Origin of the sequence: Arthrobacter pascens, from assembly GCF_030815585.1 — a bacterium.
Classification (GTDB): Bacteria; Actinomycetota; Actinomycetes; order Actinomycetales; family Micrococcaceae; genus Arthrobacter; species Arthrobacter pascens_A.
Genome location: NZ_JAUSWY010000001.1, coordinates 4,225,523 through 4,242,395, shown reverse-complemented (window position 1 = coordinate 4,242,395; position 16,873 = coordinate 4,225,523). Strand labels below are relative to the sequence as shown.

General features: G+C 65.3%; 17 protein-coding genes and 1 pseudogene. 12 read left to right on the top strand and 6 right to left on the bottom strand.

What is annotated here, in order from left to right:
* The 8 genes from folB (at window position 1) to QFZ30_RS19610 (ending at window position 5,915) form a co-directional block, all read left to right on the top strand.
* On the top strand, window positions 1–375 hold the full coding sequence (folB, locus tag QFZ30_RS19645; RefSeq protein ID WP_307079122.1) for a dihydroneopterin aldolase: 375 nt from the start codon (window positions 1–3) through the stop codon (window positions 373–375).
* Window positions 372–911 (top strand): 2-amino-4-hydroxy-6-hydroxymethyldihydropteridine diphosphokinase, encoded by a 540-nt coding sequence (gene folK / locus QFZ30_RS19640; protein ID WP_307079120.1) that lies wholly within the window; start codon window positions 372–374, stop codon window positions 909–911. Before folB ends, folK begins: the two co-directional genes overlap by 4 nt.
* 3 nt (window positions 912–914) lie before the next feature.
* Window positions 915–1,457 carry a DUF3180 domain-containing protein gene (locus QFZ30_RS19635; protein WP_307079119.1) on the top strand — a complete coding sequence of 181 codons (543 nt, stop codon included), beginning with the start codon at window positions 915–917 and terminating at the stop codon, window positions 1,455–1,457.
* Window positions 1,438–1,950: a PH domain-containing protein gene (locus QFZ30_RS19630; protein ID WP_307079118.1), complete on the top strand. Its 513-nt coding sequence runs from the start codon at window positions 1,438–1,440 to the stop codon at window positions 1,948–1,950. The genes QFZ30_RS19635 and QFZ30_RS19630 overlap by 20 nt, the downstream gene beginning before the upstream one ends.
* Window positions 1,947–3,539: a PH domain-containing protein gene (locus QFZ30_RS19625; RefSeq protein WP_373462865.1), complete on the top strand. Its 1,593-nt coding sequence runs from the start codon at window positions 1,947–1,949 to the stop codon at window positions 3,537–3,539. Before QFZ30_RS19630 ends, QFZ30_RS19625 begins: the two co-directional genes overlap by 4 nt.
* A complete protein-coding gene (locus QFZ30_RS19620) occupies window positions 3,532–4,512 on the top strand; it encodes a Rossmann-like and DUF2520 domain-containing protein (protein WP_307079115.1) in 981 nt (326 codons plus the stop codon). Before QFZ30_RS19625 ends, QFZ30_RS19620 begins: the two co-directional genes overlap by 8 nt.
* A gap of 1 nt (window position 4,513) precedes the next feature.
* On the top strand, window positions 4,514–5,443 hold the full coding sequence (locus QFZ30_RS19615) for a 4-phosphopantoate--beta-alanine ligase (RefSeq protein ID WP_307079113.1): 930 nt from the start codon (window positions 4,514–4,516) through the stop codon (window positions 5,441–5,443).
* A gap of 193 nt (window positions 5,444–5,636) precedes the next feature.
* Window positions 5,637–5,915, top strand: coding sequence for a hypothetical protein (locus QFZ30_RS19610; protein ID WP_307079111.1), 279 nt, complete (start codon window positions 5,637–5,639; stop codon window positions 5,913–5,915).
* A gap of 27 nt (window positions 5,916–5,942) precedes the next feature.
* On the opposite strand, the gene QFZ30_RS19605 is transcribed toward QFZ30_RS19610, so the two are convergent.
* The gene (locus QFZ30_RS19605; RefSeq protein WP_307079109.1) at window positions 5,943–7,760 is read right to left on the bottom strand and encodes a glycoside hydrolase family 15 protein; all 1,818 of its coding nucleotides are present in this window, start codon (window positions 7,758–7,760) and stop codon (window positions 5,943–5,945) included.
* Between the two features lie 207 nt (window positions 7,761–7,967).
* On the opposite strand from QFZ30_RS19605, the gene QFZ30_RS19600 reads away from it, so the two are divergent.
* A complete protein-coding gene (locus tag QFZ30_RS19600) occupies window positions 7,968–8,114 on the top strand; it encodes a hypothetical protein (protein WP_307079107.1) in 147 nt (48 codons plus the stop codon).
* 148 nt (window positions 8,115–8,262) lie between these two features.
* Here QFZ30_RS19600 and QFZ30_RS19595 read toward each other — a convergent pair.
* Window positions 8,263–9,633, bottom strand: a pseudogene (locus tag QFZ30_RS19595) (DUF222 domain-containing protein); the annotation flags it as partial.
* Between the two features lie 132 nt (window positions 9,634–9,765).
* On the opposite strand from QFZ30_RS19595, the gene QFZ30_RS19590 reads away from it, so the two are divergent.
* A complete protein-coding gene (locus QFZ30_RS19590) occupies window positions 9,766–11,073 on the top strand; it encodes an IS256 family transposase (protein ID WP_307079105.1) in 1,308 nt (435 codons plus the stop codon).
* 13 nt (window positions 11,074–11,086) lie between these two features.
* Here the strand turns inward: QFZ30_RS19590 and QFZ30_RS19585 are convergent, their stop codons facing one another.
* Complete coding sequence (locus tag QFZ30_RS19585) at window positions 11,087–11,407, bottom strand: hypothetical protein (RefSeq protein ID WP_307079103.1); 321 nt, start codon at window positions 11,405–11,407, stop codon at window positions 11,087–11,089.
* 489 nt (window positions 11,408–11,896) lie between these two features.
* Between QFZ30_RS19585 and QFZ30_RS19580 the strand changes: the two genes are divergently transcribed.
* The gene (locus QFZ30_RS19580; protein WP_307079101.1) at window positions 11,897–12,463 is read left to right on the top strand and encodes a type 1 glutamine amidotransferase domain-containing protein; all 567 of its coding nucleotides are present in this window, start codon (window positions 11,897–11,899) and stop codon (window positions 12,461–12,463) included.
* 127 nt (window positions 12,464–12,590) lie between these two features.
* The gene (locus QFZ30_RS19575) at window positions 12,591–14,057 is read left to right on the top strand and encodes a DHA2 family efflux MFS transporter permease subunit (protein ID WP_307079099.1); all 1,467 of its coding nucleotides are present in this window, start codon (window positions 12,591–12,593) and stop codon (window positions 14,055–14,057) included.
* 68 nt (window positions 14,058–14,125) lie between these two features.
* Here the strand turns inward: QFZ30_RS19575 and QFZ30_RS19570 are convergent, their stop codons facing one another.
* The 3 genes from QFZ30_RS19570 to QFZ30_RS19560 all read right to left on the bottom strand — a co-directional run bounded on the left by QFZ30_RS19570 (window position 14,126) and on the right by QFZ30_RS19560 (window position 16,842).
* Window positions 14,126–14,956, bottom strand: a complete 831-nt coding sequence (locus tag QFZ30_RS19570) for an alpha/beta fold hydrolase (RefSeq protein WP_307079097.1) — start codon at window positions 14,954–14,956, stop codon at window positions 14,126–14,128.
* Between the two features lie 62 nt (window positions 14,957–15,018).
* Complete coding sequence (locus tag QFZ30_RS19565) at window positions 15,019–15,873, bottom strand: alpha/beta fold hydrolase (RefSeq protein WP_307079095.1); 855 nt, start codon at window positions 15,871–15,873, stop codon at window positions 15,019–15,021.
* A gap of 45 nt (window positions 15,874–15,918) precedes the next feature.
* On the bottom strand, window positions 15,919–16,842 hold the full coding sequence (locus QFZ30_RS19560; RefSeq protein WP_307079093.1) for an alpha/beta fold hydrolase: 924 nt from the start codon (window positions 16,840–16,842) through the stop codon (window positions 15,919–15,921).
* Between the last annotated feature and the right edge of the window lie 31 nt (window positions 16,843–16,873).

Below are 16,873 nucleotides of genomic sequence, written 5' to 3'. Positions count from 1 at the left end.
ATGGACAGGATCACGCTGAGCGGCGTCACCGCCGTCGGCCATCATGGCGTGTTGGATTTTGAGCGCCGCGAGGGCCAGCCGTTTGTTGTGGATGCCGTGCTGCACCTGGATTTTGCCAAGGCTGCGGAATCCGACGACGTGCGGGACACGGCGCACTACGGTGAGGTGGCTGACCGCATCAAGGGCTGGATCACGGGCGAACCGTTGAACCTGATCGAGGCGCTGGCCGTCCGGATCGCCGATGACCTGCTCAGCGAATTCCCGATCCAGGCCGTGGACATCACAGTGCACAAGCCCAAGGCCCCTATTGAGGTGCCGTTCGGCGACGTGGCGGTCAGCGTTTTCCGCTCCCGCCAGGACGGGCAGAGGCCATGACCGCTGGTTACGTCAAGGCCGTGCTGGCACTCGGCAGCAACCTTGGTGAACGGAACGACACCCTCTCCGAGGCCGTCGCCGACCTCGTGGATCCACCCGAGGTACGGCTGCTGGCTGTTTCCCCGGTGGTGCAGACCAAGGCGGTGGGCGGTCCGGCCGGCCAGCCGGACTTCCTGAACATGGTCATCACCGTGGAGACATCCCTCCCGCCGCTTGAACTGCTGGAGCACTGCCAGGCCGTGGAGAACAAGCACCACCGTGTCCGTGAGGTGCACTGGGGGCCGCGGACGCTCGACGTCGACATCATTCTGTACGGGGACCTCACCAGCGTGGACCCCGTGCTGACGCTGCCGCACCCACGTGCCGCCAGCCGCGCCTTTGTGCTGTATCCGTGGTCCCTGATAGAGCCCGGTGCCACGCTGAACGGTGAGCGCATCAGCGCCCTGGCTTCCCGCGCCGCGGATTTTGGCGACCTCGCGCTGTTCGACGGCTTCGGCGACTTTGATGGCGTCCCGACGGCAGGGGCGGTTGACTAGGCCATGAAACCAATCAACCCTTTGCGCCTGCTGCTGATCGGCCTCATCCTGTCCGTAGCAGGATGGGCCGCCACCGTCCTGACCAACCGCTACAGCATGGCCACTCCGGTTCTGCCCCTCACGGCCCTGGCCACCATGGGCGTCATCGTGGCCATCACGCTGACCCTTGGCATCCGTGTCCTGAGGTGGCGCAACAGCAACCGCGACAGCACCAAGAAGAAGACTGTCCTCGACCCGATCCTCGCGGCACGCACCCTGGTGCTTGCCCAGGCCTGCGCGTACGCGGGCACGGTCCTGCTGGGTTGGCACACTGGCATTTTCCTGGACCAGCTGCGGGTCTGGAGCCTCCGCAGCGATCAGGGCATCACCTGGATGGCACTGGCCATGGCCGGCGGAGGCCTGGCGATGATCGTAGTGGGCCTGTTGGTTGAACGGTTCTGCAAGATTCCGCCGGAGGACGGCGAAACGCCCGGCGAAGGCAAACAAGGCCGCGGCGCACGCGGCGAGGCCGCAGGGGAAGGCGAATATGCATACCGAGGCGATTGATCCGCCGGGCATCACCTGGCAGCGGGTTTCGCCCAAATACATCACAGTGCGCCTGGTGCAATGGGCCGTCGGAAACCTGGTCACGGTGCTGGTCCTGAGCTTGCCACTGATCTTTGTCCTCCTGGACTGGTGGGTGTGGCCTCCGCTGTGGCTCGCCATCCTGGTGCCGGCAGTGATGTTGGTCCTCGCCGTGTGGCGGCTGGTCCTGATTCCGCGCCAGGTGCGCGCCATCGGATATGCCGAACGCGACGACGACCTTCTCATCCGCACCGGCATCTTCTTCCAGCGGACCATGGCCGTTCCCTACGGCCGCATGCAGTATGTGGACATCGGGGTGGGACCCGTGGAACGCGGGCTGGGGCTGTGCACGCTCAAGCTGCACACCGCATCTCCCGGCACAAACGCGCAGATACCAGGCCTGCCCGCCGCCGAAGGGGCGCGCCTGCGCGAGCAGCTCACCGCCCGCGGCGAAGCCAGGCTGGCAGGGCTGTGAGCGCTGACGGCCTTACTCCTGAACCGGCACAGCAACCGGCACAGCAACCGGCACAGCAACCGGCACGGCCCGTTGTTGCCGAACCCGGGGGTGCCGACGGCGAGTGGTTACGCGTGCATCCGGCGTCGCCCTTTGTGCGAGGCTGGGTGGCATTGGCCGCCATCGGTTTTTTCTTCGGACGGGATATCTTCGAACGGGTGCTTCAGGGCAGGCCGGTCCTGGAGGACGGCTTCGCCGGCCGGGTGCCATGGTTGATCGCGGCCGGCGGGGCGATGCTGCTGATTGCTGTGCTCGGGTTTTTCCTGACCTGGTACTTCACCAAATACCAGGTATCGGAGGGCTACGTCAGGGTCAACACCGGGTTCCTGTTCCGGCAACAGCGGCAGGCGAGGCTGGACCGGGTCCAGGCCATCGACATCGTGCAGCCCCTGCTGGCCAGGATCTTTGGCCTGGCGGAACTCAAGTTCGAAGTGGCTGACGCCGGCGAGTCAGCCGTACGCCTCGCCTACCTGCGGATGGATGAGGCCCGCCAGTTGCGGGCAACCATCCTTGCCCGGGCCGCCGGTGTGGTGCAGGATCCCCAGCGTCCACGGGAGGATGCACCCGAGGCGCCGGAATACCCGGTGCTGTCCGTGCCGCCGTCGCGCCTTATCGGTTCGCTGCTGCTGAGCGAGCAGAGCTTCTTTGTGGTTGTGGGCGGTGTGGCGTCGGTGATCCTGTCTGCGGTGACCGAGAACCGCGGCTTCTATTTCTACCTGATTCCGGCGGCGCTGGGCCTCGCCGCGACCTACTGGGGGTCCTTCAACAAGGGTTACAATTTCACGGCCGCAATTTCGCCGGACGGGATCCGCCTCCGGTACGGGCTGCTGGATACGCAGGCACAGACGCTGCCGCCGGGCCGGATCCAGGCGCTGAAAGTGGCGCAGCCGCCGCTGTGGCGGATCTTTGGCTGGTACCGCATCCAGGTCAACGTGGCTGGCTATGGCGTTGCGGGGAGCAGCGGCGAGGGAGCCTCGCGCACCACGCTGCTGCCGGTGGGCAGGCTACCCGACGTGATGAGCATGCTGTCGCTGGTGCTGCCGGATCCCGGAACCCGGGAGCCGGATAAGGTTTTCGGGGCAGGGCTGACCGGCTCGGATTCCGACGGCGGTTTTATCACCACACCTCTCCGGGGCCGGCTTCTGGCGCCTCTGGGATGGCGCCGGAACGGTTTTACCGCCACGGACACGGCGCTGTTGATCCGCTCGGGCCGCTGGTGGCGGGAACTTGTGGTGGTGCCGCACCAGCGCACGCAGTCCATGGCCCTGCACCAAGGTCCGCTGGCACGGCGGTTCCGGCTGGTGGACCTGGTTCTCCACACCACCGCCGGTCCCGTCTCGCCCCGCCTGATCCAGGCAGACGTGGACGAAGCCCGGGTGTTGTTTGACGAACAATCAGCCCGCGCCCGCCTGGCCCGCAGGCGCCAGACCAGCGAACAATGGCTGGCCCAGGTGACTCCCCAGGGCCACCCGAGCCTGGCCGAGCAGGCCGCGGAGAGTCCGGCCACCACTACTGAAACCCCGATCCAGGGAGGCCAACAGCATGGCTAAGCCAGGGCGCCTTGGCGTAGGAATTATCGGTGCCGGCAAGGTAGGCGCTGTCCTCGGCGCGGCACTGCGGGCAGCCGAGCACGCCGTCGTCGGGGTTTCCGCAGTGTCCGACGCAAGCCGCGAACGTGCCGATGCCCTGCTTCCCGGTGTTCCGGTCCTGGAGATCCAGGAGATCGTGGAGCGTTCGGAGCTGGTGCTCCTGGCGGTTCCGGATGATGCCCTGGCAGGGTTGGTGAACGGCCTCGCCAAACTTGGTGCCTGGCAGCCCGGGCAGCTCGTGGCCCATACTTCCGGGCGGTTCGGCGTGGGGGTGCTGCACCCGGTGCGGGCGGCCGGATCCGTCCCGCTGGCCCTGCACCCCGCGATGACGTTTACGGGCATGAGCCTGGACCTGACAAGGCTGCTCGATTGCACGTTCGGTGTCACCGCTGATGCTGCGATGCTGCCGATTGCCCAGGCCTTGGTGGTGGAGATGGGTGCCGAGCCCGTGGCCATCGCCGAGGGCGACCGTACCCTCTACCATGCAGCCTTGGCCCATGGCTCAAACCACCTGGTCACCCTGGTGGCGCAGGCGTCGCAACTGCTGCGTGACGTAGGCGTGGACGCACCGGAACGGATGCTGGGACCGCTGCTTCGTGCCACGCTGGAGAACGCGCTGGCCTCGGGCGAATCGGCACTGACCGGTCCGGTGGCCCGCGGCGATGTGGGGACCGTGGCGGCCCACGCTGAAGCGTTGCGCGAGTACGACGCCGGCTCGCAGGGCGATGTCCTTGAGGCATACCTCGCCATGGCGCGCGCAACCGCCCGGCGGGCCGAAAGCCGCGGGCTGCTGAAGGCGGATCAACTTGAAGCGATCCGCGCGACGCTGGAGCCTGGCGGGACCGACAGCAGCGGGCCTGAGGGCAGCGGTACTGACAACGGCCCTGACAGCTGGCCTGGCAGCAGCGGGCCGCGATCCCCGGAAGGACCGTGACATGGCCATCAAACTGGTGACAACGGCGGCGGAACTGAAAGCTGAAAGCGCGCGGCTCCTGACACAGAAGCAGGGCGTGTCGCAAGGCCTGGTGCCCACCATGGGAGCGCTCCACGAGGGCCATGCGCGGCTGGCGCGCACCGCCGTCGAACAGAACGACGTAGTAGTGGCGTCCATCTTTGTGAACCCGCTGCAGTTCGGCGATGCCGTGGACCTGGACCGCTACCCGCGGACCTTGGAGGCCGACCTGGCGTTGCTGGAGGAGCAGGGAGTGGACCTGGCGTTTGCGCCGTCGGTGGAGGAGGTCTACCCCGGTGGCGAGCCGCTTGTGCGCGTAACTGCCGGTCCTCTGGGCGAGAAATGGGAGGGCGCTGCCCGGCCCGGGCATTTCGACGGCGCCCTCACCGTGGTGGCCAAACTGCTGCACTACGGCATCCCCGGGGCAGGACTGCCGGCCACCGGTGCATTTGTCTCAGGCAGCGGCGGGGGACTGCCGGCCTACCGGGCCTACTTCGGCCAGAAGGATGCCCAGCAGCTGGCCTTGGTCCGTCGGATGGCGGCGGACCTGAACTTCCCCGTGGAGATCGTTGCCGTGCCGACCGTGCGTTCGGACGAGGGCCTGGCGTTGTCCAGCCGGAACCGCTTCCTGTCCGAGGAGCAGCGCGAAGCGGCTCTGGTACTGTCCCGTGCGCTGCGACTTCTTGAGGAGCGGGCCAACGCCCACGAGCCGCTGGACCTCGAATCAGCCCAGGCCTTGGTGGCATCCCAGCCGCTGGTGGAAACGGACTACTTCGACGTGGTGGACCCGTTCACGCTGGAGCCCCTGGCCGAGAACTGCAGGGAGACGCCGTTCCGCGGCGAAGGACTGGCCATCATTGCGGCCAGGGTGGGGCCGGTCCGGCTGATCGACAATGTGCCGCTGAGTTCGTGACACGCTTGCTTTCAGCTGACGGAATTGCCTTTGTACGTAGGCGCTGACCGTTATGCTCTGTGTGTTGCCCGCCAGGGCAGCACGCCGTTGGCGGGTAACCGTCCGACCGTTTCCGAAGCCAGCTTCGAGGCTCAGTTTTCCGGGCGCAGCCGTGCGCCGGCCTCCCCGATGCCTATCACCAGGAGCAACACCTATGATCAGCACTGTAGAGGACGGGCTGTCCAGCGCCGTCGAGTTCCACGACGTTCTTGACCAAATGCCCACCCAGCCGGTCACGCCCATAGGGCTGCAGGCACAGGAGATCATCGACTCCATCCTGGACGACCCGGCTCCGGGCCTGGCGGAAGTTCAGTACCGCTTGCGTGAATACGTTGCGGCGTATCCGGGCTTCCCCGAGCGGGCCCTGCTGGCCCACCTGATGGAAACTTCGGAGGACACAAACTCGGAGGCCGATGAGGGGCCTGCATACTGAGGCCGCGGCACATCGGCGCCTGACCCTTTAGTACCGGACCGCCAGGCTGAGCAGCTCCACGCCATGCATCGCGTCAGCTGCCCGCACCAGAGCCAAATGGGAAAATGCCTGCGGGAAATTGCCTACCATCCGATTCTCCCCCGGTGCGAATTCTTCGCTGAGCAGGCCAAGCTCATTGGAGAACCCCACCAGCCTGTCCATGAGTGCCTTGGCTTCTGCCTGCCGATTGGTGTGGGCGTATTGCTCAACCAGCCAAAAGGAGCAGGCAAGAAAAGGATGCTCGCCTGGTTCAAGCCCATCGACACCGGTTTCGGTCCGGTAGCGCAGCAAGAGGCCATGCTCAGTCAGCAACTCCCTTTCCAGCTGAGCGACTGTGCCAAGCATGTAAGGATCGTCGTAGGCGAGGAAGCCAACCTGCGGCATGGCCAACAGCGAGGCGTCCGTTTGGCGGCCGCCGTATGTCTGCGTAAAGGAGTTGAGCTCCGGGTTGAAACCCCTGTCCATGATTTCCGACCGCAAACGCCGCCGCAGTTCCTCCCAGTGCTCCGCAGGGCCCGGGAGATTATGGTCCCGGACCGCCCGGACACCACAGTCGAAGGCCGCCCACATCATGACCCGGGAATGCGTGAAGTACTGGGCTGAGCCCCGCATCTCCCACAAGCCGAAGTCCTTGTCGTCGAAGTGTTTCTCGACAAATCCCAGCAGGGCCCGCTGAAGCGCCCAGGAGAACGGGTCTTCCTTGCCGCCAGCCATGCGCAGCCTCTCAAGCGCCACCATTACCTCACCCACAACGTCCGCCTGGTACTGGGAGACGGCAGCGTTGCCGATCCGCACCGGGCTGGCGTCCTGGTACCCCGGGAGGTGACCCAGCACCTTCTCTGGCAGGTCGCGTTCACCAGCTACGCCGTACATGATCTGAACGTCTTCGGGGTCGCCGGCAAGCGCTCGAAGCAGCCAGTTGCGCCACTTGAGGGCCTCCGATGCATACCCATGGGTCAACATGGACTCCAGCGTCAACGCGGCATCGCGAAGCCAGCAATAGCGGTAGTCCCAGTTGCGCGAACCGCCGAAATCCTCGGGCAAGGAGGTGGTTGGAGCGGCGACGATACCTCCGGTCTCGTAATGTGTCAGGGCGCGCAGCACCAGCAGTGAACGCTTGACCGCGGCCCCGTAGATTCCGTCCTGGCGGCAGTTTCCACCCCAACGGGTCCAATAACTCGCTGTCTCGCCTAGAGCTGCGTCAAAATCAAGCTGGGGCGGGACCCCACGGTATGAAGGGAACCAGGTCAACTCGAAGTCGACGGTCTCTCCGGCTGAAACCACGAAATTCCCAAGATGCTCACGGCCATGCGCCTCCGGCAAACGGCGGCTTTGTAAGGCCCAGGCATCAGGCCCGGCCATGGCCAGCAGCGCGTCCCCGCTTCCTGGGACGTTGTTCTTGCGAACGCGGCTCATCCACGGCATCAGTACCCCATACTGGGGGCGGATGCTTAGTTCCTGACGCACCAGGACAGTTCCGCTGAGGCCTGCCACGCGGCGCAAAAGGGAGGACCGGCCTTGTCCGGGAGGCATCAGGTCCGTCACACGGATCTGGCCGCTCGAGGCCTGCCACGTCGTCTCCAGGATGAAGGTTGACTCCAGATACTGACGGTTTACGACGACGGCATCGGGCTCAGCGGGTGCCAGTAACCACCGCCCGTGGTCCTCGTTGCCCAGGAGTGCCCCGAAGACGGACGGCGAGTCAAAGCGGGGGAAGCAAAGCCAATCCACACTCCCGCGACGGGAGATCAGCGGCCCGGTGGCCAGGTCTGACAGGAGAGCATAATCCTCTATGGGTGCCGCCATGCTTCTACCTAAGCACAACAGCCTGCTCAAAGGCAGGGGCTGATGCATCCTCCAAGGCCCGGCGTGAGACCGGGTCGCGGACCGTGCCGAATTTTTTCTGCCTGACCTCTTGACGGCTCTTGTGTTAGCGCTCACACTTAAATCAGCGTTAGCGCTAACAATTCAAGTCCCCTTCAACCCATCTCCGAAAATCAAGAAAGGCAGCGAATGACCCGCGAAGAAGCATACTCCCGTTGCCCGGCGGACTCGTACGTCGAGTACTACGGGAACCAGTGGCTGATCATCCCGTTTGCGCCGGTAGAACAGCCCAGCTTCTTCGTCTGCCAGCCAGGAGAACAGCTCGTCTTCGCCTGAGCGATCAGGCAGGCTGAGTCATTTTGCGGTGAGCCATTTGCATGGTGCCGCCCAGCATGCGTGCCCGAACCAACATTTGAGGCCCGGATCCGTCCGGGCCTCAAATGTTCGTCCGCACTGAATCGCGGCGGCAATCCCTTGTTCCGGGTTACACCGAAACACCGCATCGCGTGGACGTCCTGGGAGCATGCAGTCCCGGGACGCGCACAGTTACGCTGCCGGGCGCACTTGCCGGACCACCCTCGGATCTAGGCTGACTGCCACACATGCCAGTCCGGCAGGGATCTTCGAGGGACTCCAGCGGCCAGGCCTCATCCGGCAGGAGATCTTCGGGCGCGTCCGACTCCAAGCCCGGCTCTAGAGCAGCGTCGAGTTGCAGGTCCTCGAGTGCCTCAGGCCAGGGTGTGGGTTCCCAGTCTTGTTGTTCGCTTTGGTAGTGGCGTCCGGTGGGGGAGGTCCAGCCGGGTGGTTCGTTGGGTCCGGCTCCGGTGGGTGTCCAGCTTGTTGTGTGTTTCAGGCGGTGATGCTTGCGGCAGGGTTGGCCGAGGTTGGTGATGCCGGTGGTTCCGCCGTCGTTCCAGGCGAGGAGGTGGTCTGCTTCGTTGTCGAGGGAGTGGTTGCTGCAGCCGGGGAACGGGCATTTGCCGTCGCGCAGGCGCAGCCATTGGCGCATCGCCTTCGGTACCCGGTAGCTGGTCCGTCCGATCTCCAACGGGGCTCCGGTGCGGGGGTCGGTCAGGACCCGGTGGAAGGAATCGGCGCCGTCGGCGATCAGCCGGCAGGCCATGGTTGCCGGGATGGGTCCGTAGCCGTCCAGCACTGCCGGTTCGTCGGTGAGGCCCAGCAGCGAGAACACCGGAACCGTTATGAGGACCTGCGCGGCCGGTGACGGCACCCCGCCAGTGCCGACCCCGCCAGTACCGACCCCGCCAATGGTGCTGTTCTCCGCCGTTGGGTGAGCCGTGCTTAGGCCGGAAGCGGATTCGCCGCCGGCGCGGAGGAGCCAGGTCGCGGCGGTGTCGGCGCGGAGCTGGGTGAGGGTCCGCGGCTCGGTGGGTCCCTGCAACGCTCGTGCGGCGGCGGTGGCCCGGGTTCCAGATGCCGGCTGCCTGGTCGGCGGGCAGGTAGGCGCTGAGCCAGGCCATGCCGTCGCGGTCCGGGGCGTACTCGAGCCTCCGGTCCTGGGCGCTTTTGGTGTGGCGGGTTTCGATGCTGTCCGGGTGGTGGCGTTCCCGCCAGGTCCTGGCCTTGTGCCGGAACCGGGACGGGACGAGTTCTCCTGCGGGGCCGCCGCGGGCGGCGTTAGGGGCGTCGGGGTCCAGGAAGTGGGCTTCCAGCGCCTGGGCGCCGGCGGGTCGAGGGTGCTCGTTTCATCCACCATTGCCCGGGCGTGCTGCCACGAAATCGACCCTGCCTGCAACGCGGCGAGAGTCAGGGGCAGCGAGGCTGTCAGTTCGTGGGCTTCGGCCAGGAGTGCCCCCGCGGTGCGTTCGCTGACGGTCATAACGCAGGCGACCTCGGGGGGGGTGTCAGATTGTTTTGTGTAGGAGGGCTGTAGTCGCTGGATGATTGGAGAATCATTGTGGCTATGACGAAACCGCGTGAAGAGCTGGTAGAGCAGTTGGCCCGCAAGGCCGCGGCGGCTGGCAGCATGGATGCGTTGAAGGCTTCGGGTGCGTTCGATGAGCTGATGAACCAGATCGATTCCGGGCAGTTGGAACTCGACGGCAAAGACGGTTTCATTCAGCAGCTGATCAAGGCCTCGCTGGAACGCGGGCTGCAGGCCGAGCTCTCCGGGCATCTGGGCTATGACAAGGGCGATCCGATCGGGCGTTTCCTGCCCAACTCCCGCAACGGGTCGTATCCGAAGACACTTGGAACCTCTGCCGGGGACGTGGATCTGGCCGTGCCTCGGGACCGCGAAGGGTCCTTCACCCCGCATCTGGTGCCGAAGGGTGCCCGCCGGACGGGTGGTCTGGATGACATGATTATCAGCCTCTACGCCGGCGGGATGACAGTCCGGGACATCGCCCACCATCTGGAATCCACGCTCGGCACGGAGCTGTCCCACGAGACGATTTCCAAGATCACCGACGAGGTCCTGGACGAGGTCCTCGAATGGCAGAAGCGACCCTTGGAGCCGCTTTATCCGATCCTGTATCTGGACGCGATCATTATCAAGGTCCGCGACGGACACCAGGTGCAGAACCGTGCCGCGCACATTGCCGTGGGCGTGGACATGGACGGCATCAAGCACGTTCTGGGGATCTGGGTCGAAGCCACCGAGGGCGCGAAGTTCTGGGCAGGGGTCTGCGCGGAACTCGCCAACCGCGGTGTGAAGGACGTCCTGATCGTCTGCTGCGACGGGCTTACTGGCTTCCCTGAGGCGATCGGCGCGACGTGGCCGGCCGCGACCGTCCAGACCTGTGTCGTTCACTTGATCCGTGCCTCGATGCGTTTCATCGGCTACCAGGACCGGAAGAAGGTCGCCTCCGCCCTGCGGCCGGTTTACACCGCCCCGACGGCCGATGCAGCGCAGGAGGCACTCGACGCGTTCGAGGCCTCCGATCTGGGACGGAAGTATCCCGCGACTGTACGAACCTGGCGGAACGGTTGGGAGAAATTCACCCCCTTCCTGGCGTTCCCGCCGCCGGTGCGTCGGATCATCTACACCACCAACGCGATTGAGTCGCTGAACTACCAGCTGCGCAAGATCATCAAGAACCGCGGGCATTTCCCCAACGACCAGGCCGCCGTGAAACTGCTCTGGCTGGCGATCTGCAACATCGAGGACAAACGCGCCAGCGACCGGGCCAAACTTGAGGGCCGAGCCCGGGAGAACCGTGCCAAGACGGTCAACAAACTCATAGAGGGAACCTTCACGCAAGGATGGAGCGAAGCCCTTGGCGTCCTCGTTCTGAACTATCCCGACAGACTCGGACCCTACCTAAACCGATGAGGCTCCACCTCTCTTACACAAATAACTTGACAGGCTCGACCTCCTCGGCGACGATGGCCATCTCCTGCGCGGTGCGCTCCTGCGGCAACGCCTCCGGCGCTGCCATGGCCCGTGTGGTGTCGGCGAACCCGGCTGCGGCGTGCACCATCAGGGCTGCCGACTTTGCCTGCAGTCGGGCACCCTCCGCCAGGACCTCCAGCCAGTCATCAGCCTGTTGCCGCAGTAGATCAACACCAGACCCGCCCCCGGGCCCCTTCCGGCGCACAAGCACACCCACAGCAGCAACGGAAGCCTCGATGGCCTCCTGCACCTCTACTGCTGCCGTGTTTTCCATACCCACAGCATCCCAGCAGCCTCCGACAATAACGGCGCAGCAGATGGCTTATGTGGATAACCTGCGACCAACCGAGTCGCCAGCGCAGCGACCTTCGCTTTCACCCGGACGACCTCGGCGAGCCCGGCCAAGGACACGGCCCTTCCAGGGTCTGGCGCAGGCCCTCAAGCATCCGCTCACGCCTCGGGCGTGGGCCCTCAGGTGTCGGTTCACCGGGTGAGCGTTCGACTACAGCCACCTAGATCACGCACAGCAGTATCCAGCGCCACGGCGCAAAAGACCGCCGAGTTCACGGGGAGTGGCGGGACCCTGACAGGAGCCCGTGCTCGTCGAGGAGTGCGCACGACGGCAAACCAGTTAGTCAGCTTGCTTATGACTTTCAGCTTTCCTAGGCTGGATGCTGTCAGGCAAACAACTCTCCAAGCGGGCACGCACGCGTGCCAAAAGCGCGCCGGGCCCCACCTCAAACGACTCAAACGAGGAGGAACAATGTCAGATCACAACATCGCAGGCAAGAAGGTCGCATTCCTGCTGACCGACGGCGTGGAGCAGGTCGAGCTCACCAGTCCATGGCAGGCCGTGAAAGAAGCAGGCGGCGAGCCCACCCTGGTGGCACCGGCCGGCGGACGCGTGCAAGGCTACAACGGCACGGAAAAGGGCGACGCGTTCAACGTGGACCTCACCGTAGCGGAAGCCGATGCTTCCGACTTCGATGCCCTGGTGCTCCCGGGCGGCGTGGTGAACGCGGACCACCTCCGAGTGGACAAGGACGCCCAGAACTTCACGCGCAGTTTCTTCGAACAGCACAAGCCGGTGGCATCCATCTGCCACGGGCCGTGGCTGCTGATCGACGCCGGCGTCATCCGTGGGCGCAACGTGACCTCCTATCACACGCTCCAGACCGACCTGAAGAACGCAGGTGCCAACTGGAGCGACCAGGAGGTGGTGGTGGACCAAGGCCTGGTGACCAGCCGCAGCCCGAAGGACCTCACCGCCTTCAACAGCAAACTCGTTGAGGAGATCTCGGAAGGCCAGCACGCCGGCCAGACCGCCTAGGCATATTTGTTCCCCCAGGGTTAAGAAAAAACCAGTGCGGAGGAATTACTCCAACGGGTAGAGTGTTGGAATCTGCAGCGACATCGCTCGCGCACCACCTATCTCAAAACTCCCCGGGGGAACATCCATGTCTACAGAACTATCTCCGAACGCACACGGTGAACCCGTGCAGGCTGCCGAAGGGAAGCTGACCGCGCCGGAGAAGATGTCCCGCGAATCGGTGACCATCATCGCCACGCTGCTGGTGGCAACTTTTGTGGTGATCCTCAACGAGACCATCATGAACGTCGCCCTGCAGCGGCTCATGGTGGACCTCCGGGTGGACGCGCCCACCGTGCAGTGGCTCTCCACCGGCTTTATGCTCACCATGGCCGTGGTCATCCCTACCACCGGCTTCATCCTGCAGAGCCTGTCCACCCGGGCGGTTTTTATGCTTGCCATGGGACTATTCGCGGGCGGCACCGCTCTTGCCGCTGCGGCTCCTGGGTTTGAAATCCTGCTGCTGGCGCGGATCATTCAAGCCGGCGGCACGGCCATCATGCTTCCGCTGCTGATGACCACCATCCTCACCCTGGTTCCCTTGGCCAAGCGCGGGGCCGTAATGGGCAACGTGAGCATCGCCATCTCGGTGGCTCCCGCGATGGGACCTACGGTTTCAGGGCTGATCCTTGAACACTTCACCTGGCGCTTTATGTTTGTGTTTGTCTTGCCTGTGGCCCTCGCGGCCTTCGCCATCGGGGCCAAGTACCTGACCAACGTTGGCGAAACAGAGAAGACCAAGCTCGACTTCCTCTCCGTCGCCCTCACCATCCCGGCCTTCGGCGGACTGGTGTACGGCCTCAGCCAGATCGGCGGCGGGCACGGCGGCCAGGCCGGACCCAGCACAGCGGCCATCGCCGCGCTGGTCATCGGCATCGCCAGCCTGGCGGTGTTTGTGCTCCGCCAGCTCCGGCTGCAGAAAGCCGAAGCCCCGCTGCTGGACCTCCGCGCGTTCAACTTCCGCATGTTCACGGTCTCCGTGCTGCTGATGGTGGTGGCAATGATGGCGCTCTTCGGCGGCGTTATCCTGCTTCCGCTCTACCTGCAGGAGATCCGCGGCCTCGGTTCCCTTGAGACAGGGCTCGCGCTGCTTCCGGGCGGCCTGGCCATGGGCCTGCTGGGCCCGGTCATCGGACGGATCTTCGACAAGGTGGGCCCGCTGCCGCTCACCGTGTCCGGTTCGGTCCTGATGGTGCTGGCGCTGTGGCAGTTCTCAATGCTCGACGCCGGCACTCCCGTCTGGTGGATCGTCACCCTTCACGTCGGGCTGAGTTTTGGCCTGGCGCTGCTGTTCACGCCAGCGTTCACCACCGGCCTGAACCCGCTGCCGCCGCACCTCTACTCGCATGGTTCGGCCATCATGAGCACCACGCAGCAGGTTGCCGGTGCTGCCGGCACGGCCCTGCTCGTCTCTATCTTCGCCGTGGTAACTGCGGCGTCTGGCCTGGTTGCCGGGATGAGTGCCGCATTCCTGACGGCTACCGTAATAGCCCTTGCCGCCGTCGTGCTTTCCGCGATGATGCGCAAGACGCAAGGCGCAGCTCCAGGCCACTAACCCAAGTGACTCGCAGTTAACGCACTCAAAACCGCGTTTGACAGCGTTTTTTGCCAGTCAGTTGGGGGCTAGCCGGCGTAGAAGTCCCTAAGCTCGGTTATGAGCTTGTCCGGCGCGCGGAGGACGCCGTCGTGGCCCATCCCCGGCAGGATGGTGTAGCTGGATCCTGACAGGACGTCGTGGATCTGGCCGCAGGCAACGCCAAAATATGCCGGGCTCTTCTCGCCCACAATGATCAGGGTTTCCAGCGGCAGTTCCAGGAACGGCTCGGCGGGCATGTCTGCGGCGATGATCGCCTTGATTTCCCGCACGCCGGTGCGCATGAGTTCGCGCATCTGCCTGCCGACGGGCGTGCCGGCGGTGAGCTTGTTGGCGATGGTGAGCATGGACAGCGGCATCCGCGAGAAGGCGCCAGCCTCCAGTCCTTTGGTCATGACGGCGAGGGCGCGGTCATCGTCCCCGGCCGCGGTGGCGCGCTCATATTCTGCGGTCCAGTCAGCCTTGACGCTGTGGTTTACGGACACCGCGGGATCGTAGACGGCGAGCCGTTCCACTGGCAGGGTGCGGGCTGCGTGCAGGGCAATGGCACCACCGAAGCTGTGCCCGAAGACATCCGTGCTGGAGGTGTACTTCATGACAGCGTCGAGGTCCCGGATGTCCACATCCAGCGTGTAGTCCTCCGGCTGCGGGGACGAGGAGCCCCGGCCGCGCCGGTTGAACGTGTGGACAGGGCGGCCCAGGGCTGCACTGAGTTTCTGCGCAAACTTGGTGTAGTCAGCCGCGGTAACCATGGAGGGCGGCACAACCACCACGCCGGAGCCGGCCGAGGCCAGCTCGGAGCCCGTGGAGAAAAGCTCCAGCGTGCCGCCGTCGGGTGTCCTGATGTTCTCGCGCGTCATGTTCCGAGCCTATCCGAGGTACCTGCGTACTGGCAGCACGAATGGCTAACTCTGGCTGAAGGTCAGCCCTTGAAGTACTCCGAGATGTCCGTGACCAGTTCCTTGACGGCGGCCGGAATGGAGCCGTGGAAACCCTTGGGGGAGAGCTCGTAGGTGCTTCCGGGGACGGCCGCGTGCAGCCGCTGGGCTGTGACCTTGTAGTAGCTGGGGCTCTTGCCGCCCACCATGAAATGTGTGTTGGCGGGCAGGACCGCGAAGTCCCGCAAATGCTCGGCTTCATCGTAAGCGGCCCTTAGTTCGCCCACCCCGCTGGGCATCAGCTCCCGAAACATCCTGTTGACCTTGGTGCGCGAGACCAATGCCATCAGCCCCGCCAGGACAGGCTCCGGAATCTTGGACAGCGCAGACGCTGGCTGCATGCCCTTCTTGAGCCGGGCAAGGGCGTGCCCCACGTTGCCGGCGTTGACCGCTTCTTCAAAATCGTCCATCCACGAAGTGTCGATGCTGCCGTCGATGTTCACCGCGGCGTCGTACACAGCCAGCTTGTCCGGTTCGTGGGCGGTTCCCGCGAACTCCTGCACAGCATTCAGGGCCACGGATCCGCCCAGGCTGTGGCCCAGGATGTTGCGGGCACCGGTGGCGTCCAAGACGGTGCGGACGTCTGCGATTTCGGTGCGCATTGAGTAGTCAGCCGGCTGTTCGCTGGACTTGCCCCGGCCACGACGGTCGTAGACGTCCACCGCCCAGCCGTCGCCCAGGCCATTGGCCAGCGCAACTGAGAACGGGCGGTAGATCAGGGCGGTCAGGAACGCGCCGCCGATGACCACTACACGACGCTCTCCCGGGGCATCCTCGGTGCCGTAGCTGTACACTGCCAGCCGGCCGCCGTCGTGCGTGGGAAATACCTGCTCTTTCACGCTCCCATCCTAGGGCGGTGGCCCAGAAGCGCTTAGGCGAACCCTTCAGACGGCCCCCTTGCGCCGCCGCCCCAGCCTCTGGGCCTGGACGCCAGTGCCGTTCAGGAACCGCGCCATCCTCACCGCCAGCCCCTTGCCGGGGCGGATGGGGCCCTCGTGCAGCTGGCCGGGCACCACCGCGAACTCGATTGACGGTACAGCGGCGGCGAGCTGGCGGCCCGTCTCGGCGAAGTAAGCCGGGCTCCAGCTGCCGCTGAGCATCAGGACGGGTGTGGTGAGGCCGGTGAAGTCGTCCAGTTCGGCGTCGGCATCCAGCACGGCCCGCATCTCTGCGACGGCGGTGGGCAGCAGCTGCCTCATCTCCGCGCCCAGATTTGTCCGGGCGGAGAGGATGCTCAGCATCCGCAGCGCACCCAAGGGCAGGTAGGACAGGGGCCCGGCGGTCGCGAGGCCTTGCACCAGGTGGGCCCAGGCGTGGTTCAGCTGCCCGGCCGTGACGGCGTCCTCCAGCTCCGGCCGCCAGCGCTGGCTGAGGTTTCCGGAAAGCGAAATCGCAGCGTCATATGTCACCAGCCGTCCGATCGGCAGCGTCCGGGCGGCCTGAAGTGCCACAAACCCGCCGTAGCTGTGCGCCACCACATCCGTGGATCCGGTTTCCCGCATGACTTTTGCCAGGTCGCTGATCTCGGTGGCAGCGGAGTAGCTGTCCGGCTGCGGCGCGGAACCTGCCCGGCCGCGCCGGTTGTAGCAATGCACCGGCCTGCCCAGCAGGACGCTCAGCTTCCGGGCGAACGGCCGGTAGAGGGCGTCGGTCACCAGGGTGCCGTGAATGAGTACGACGCCGGCAGGCCCCGCCGTGGCCGGCTCCCCACCCGTTGGACTGCTCGTCGCAAAGCTGCTGGCCGGTGAGAGGAAGGAGTGCACCTCCAGCCGGCCGCCGTCGTTCGTTTCAACTGTCCAGGTCTCCACAGCCCGAGTCTAAGCCCATAGCCACCTGAGT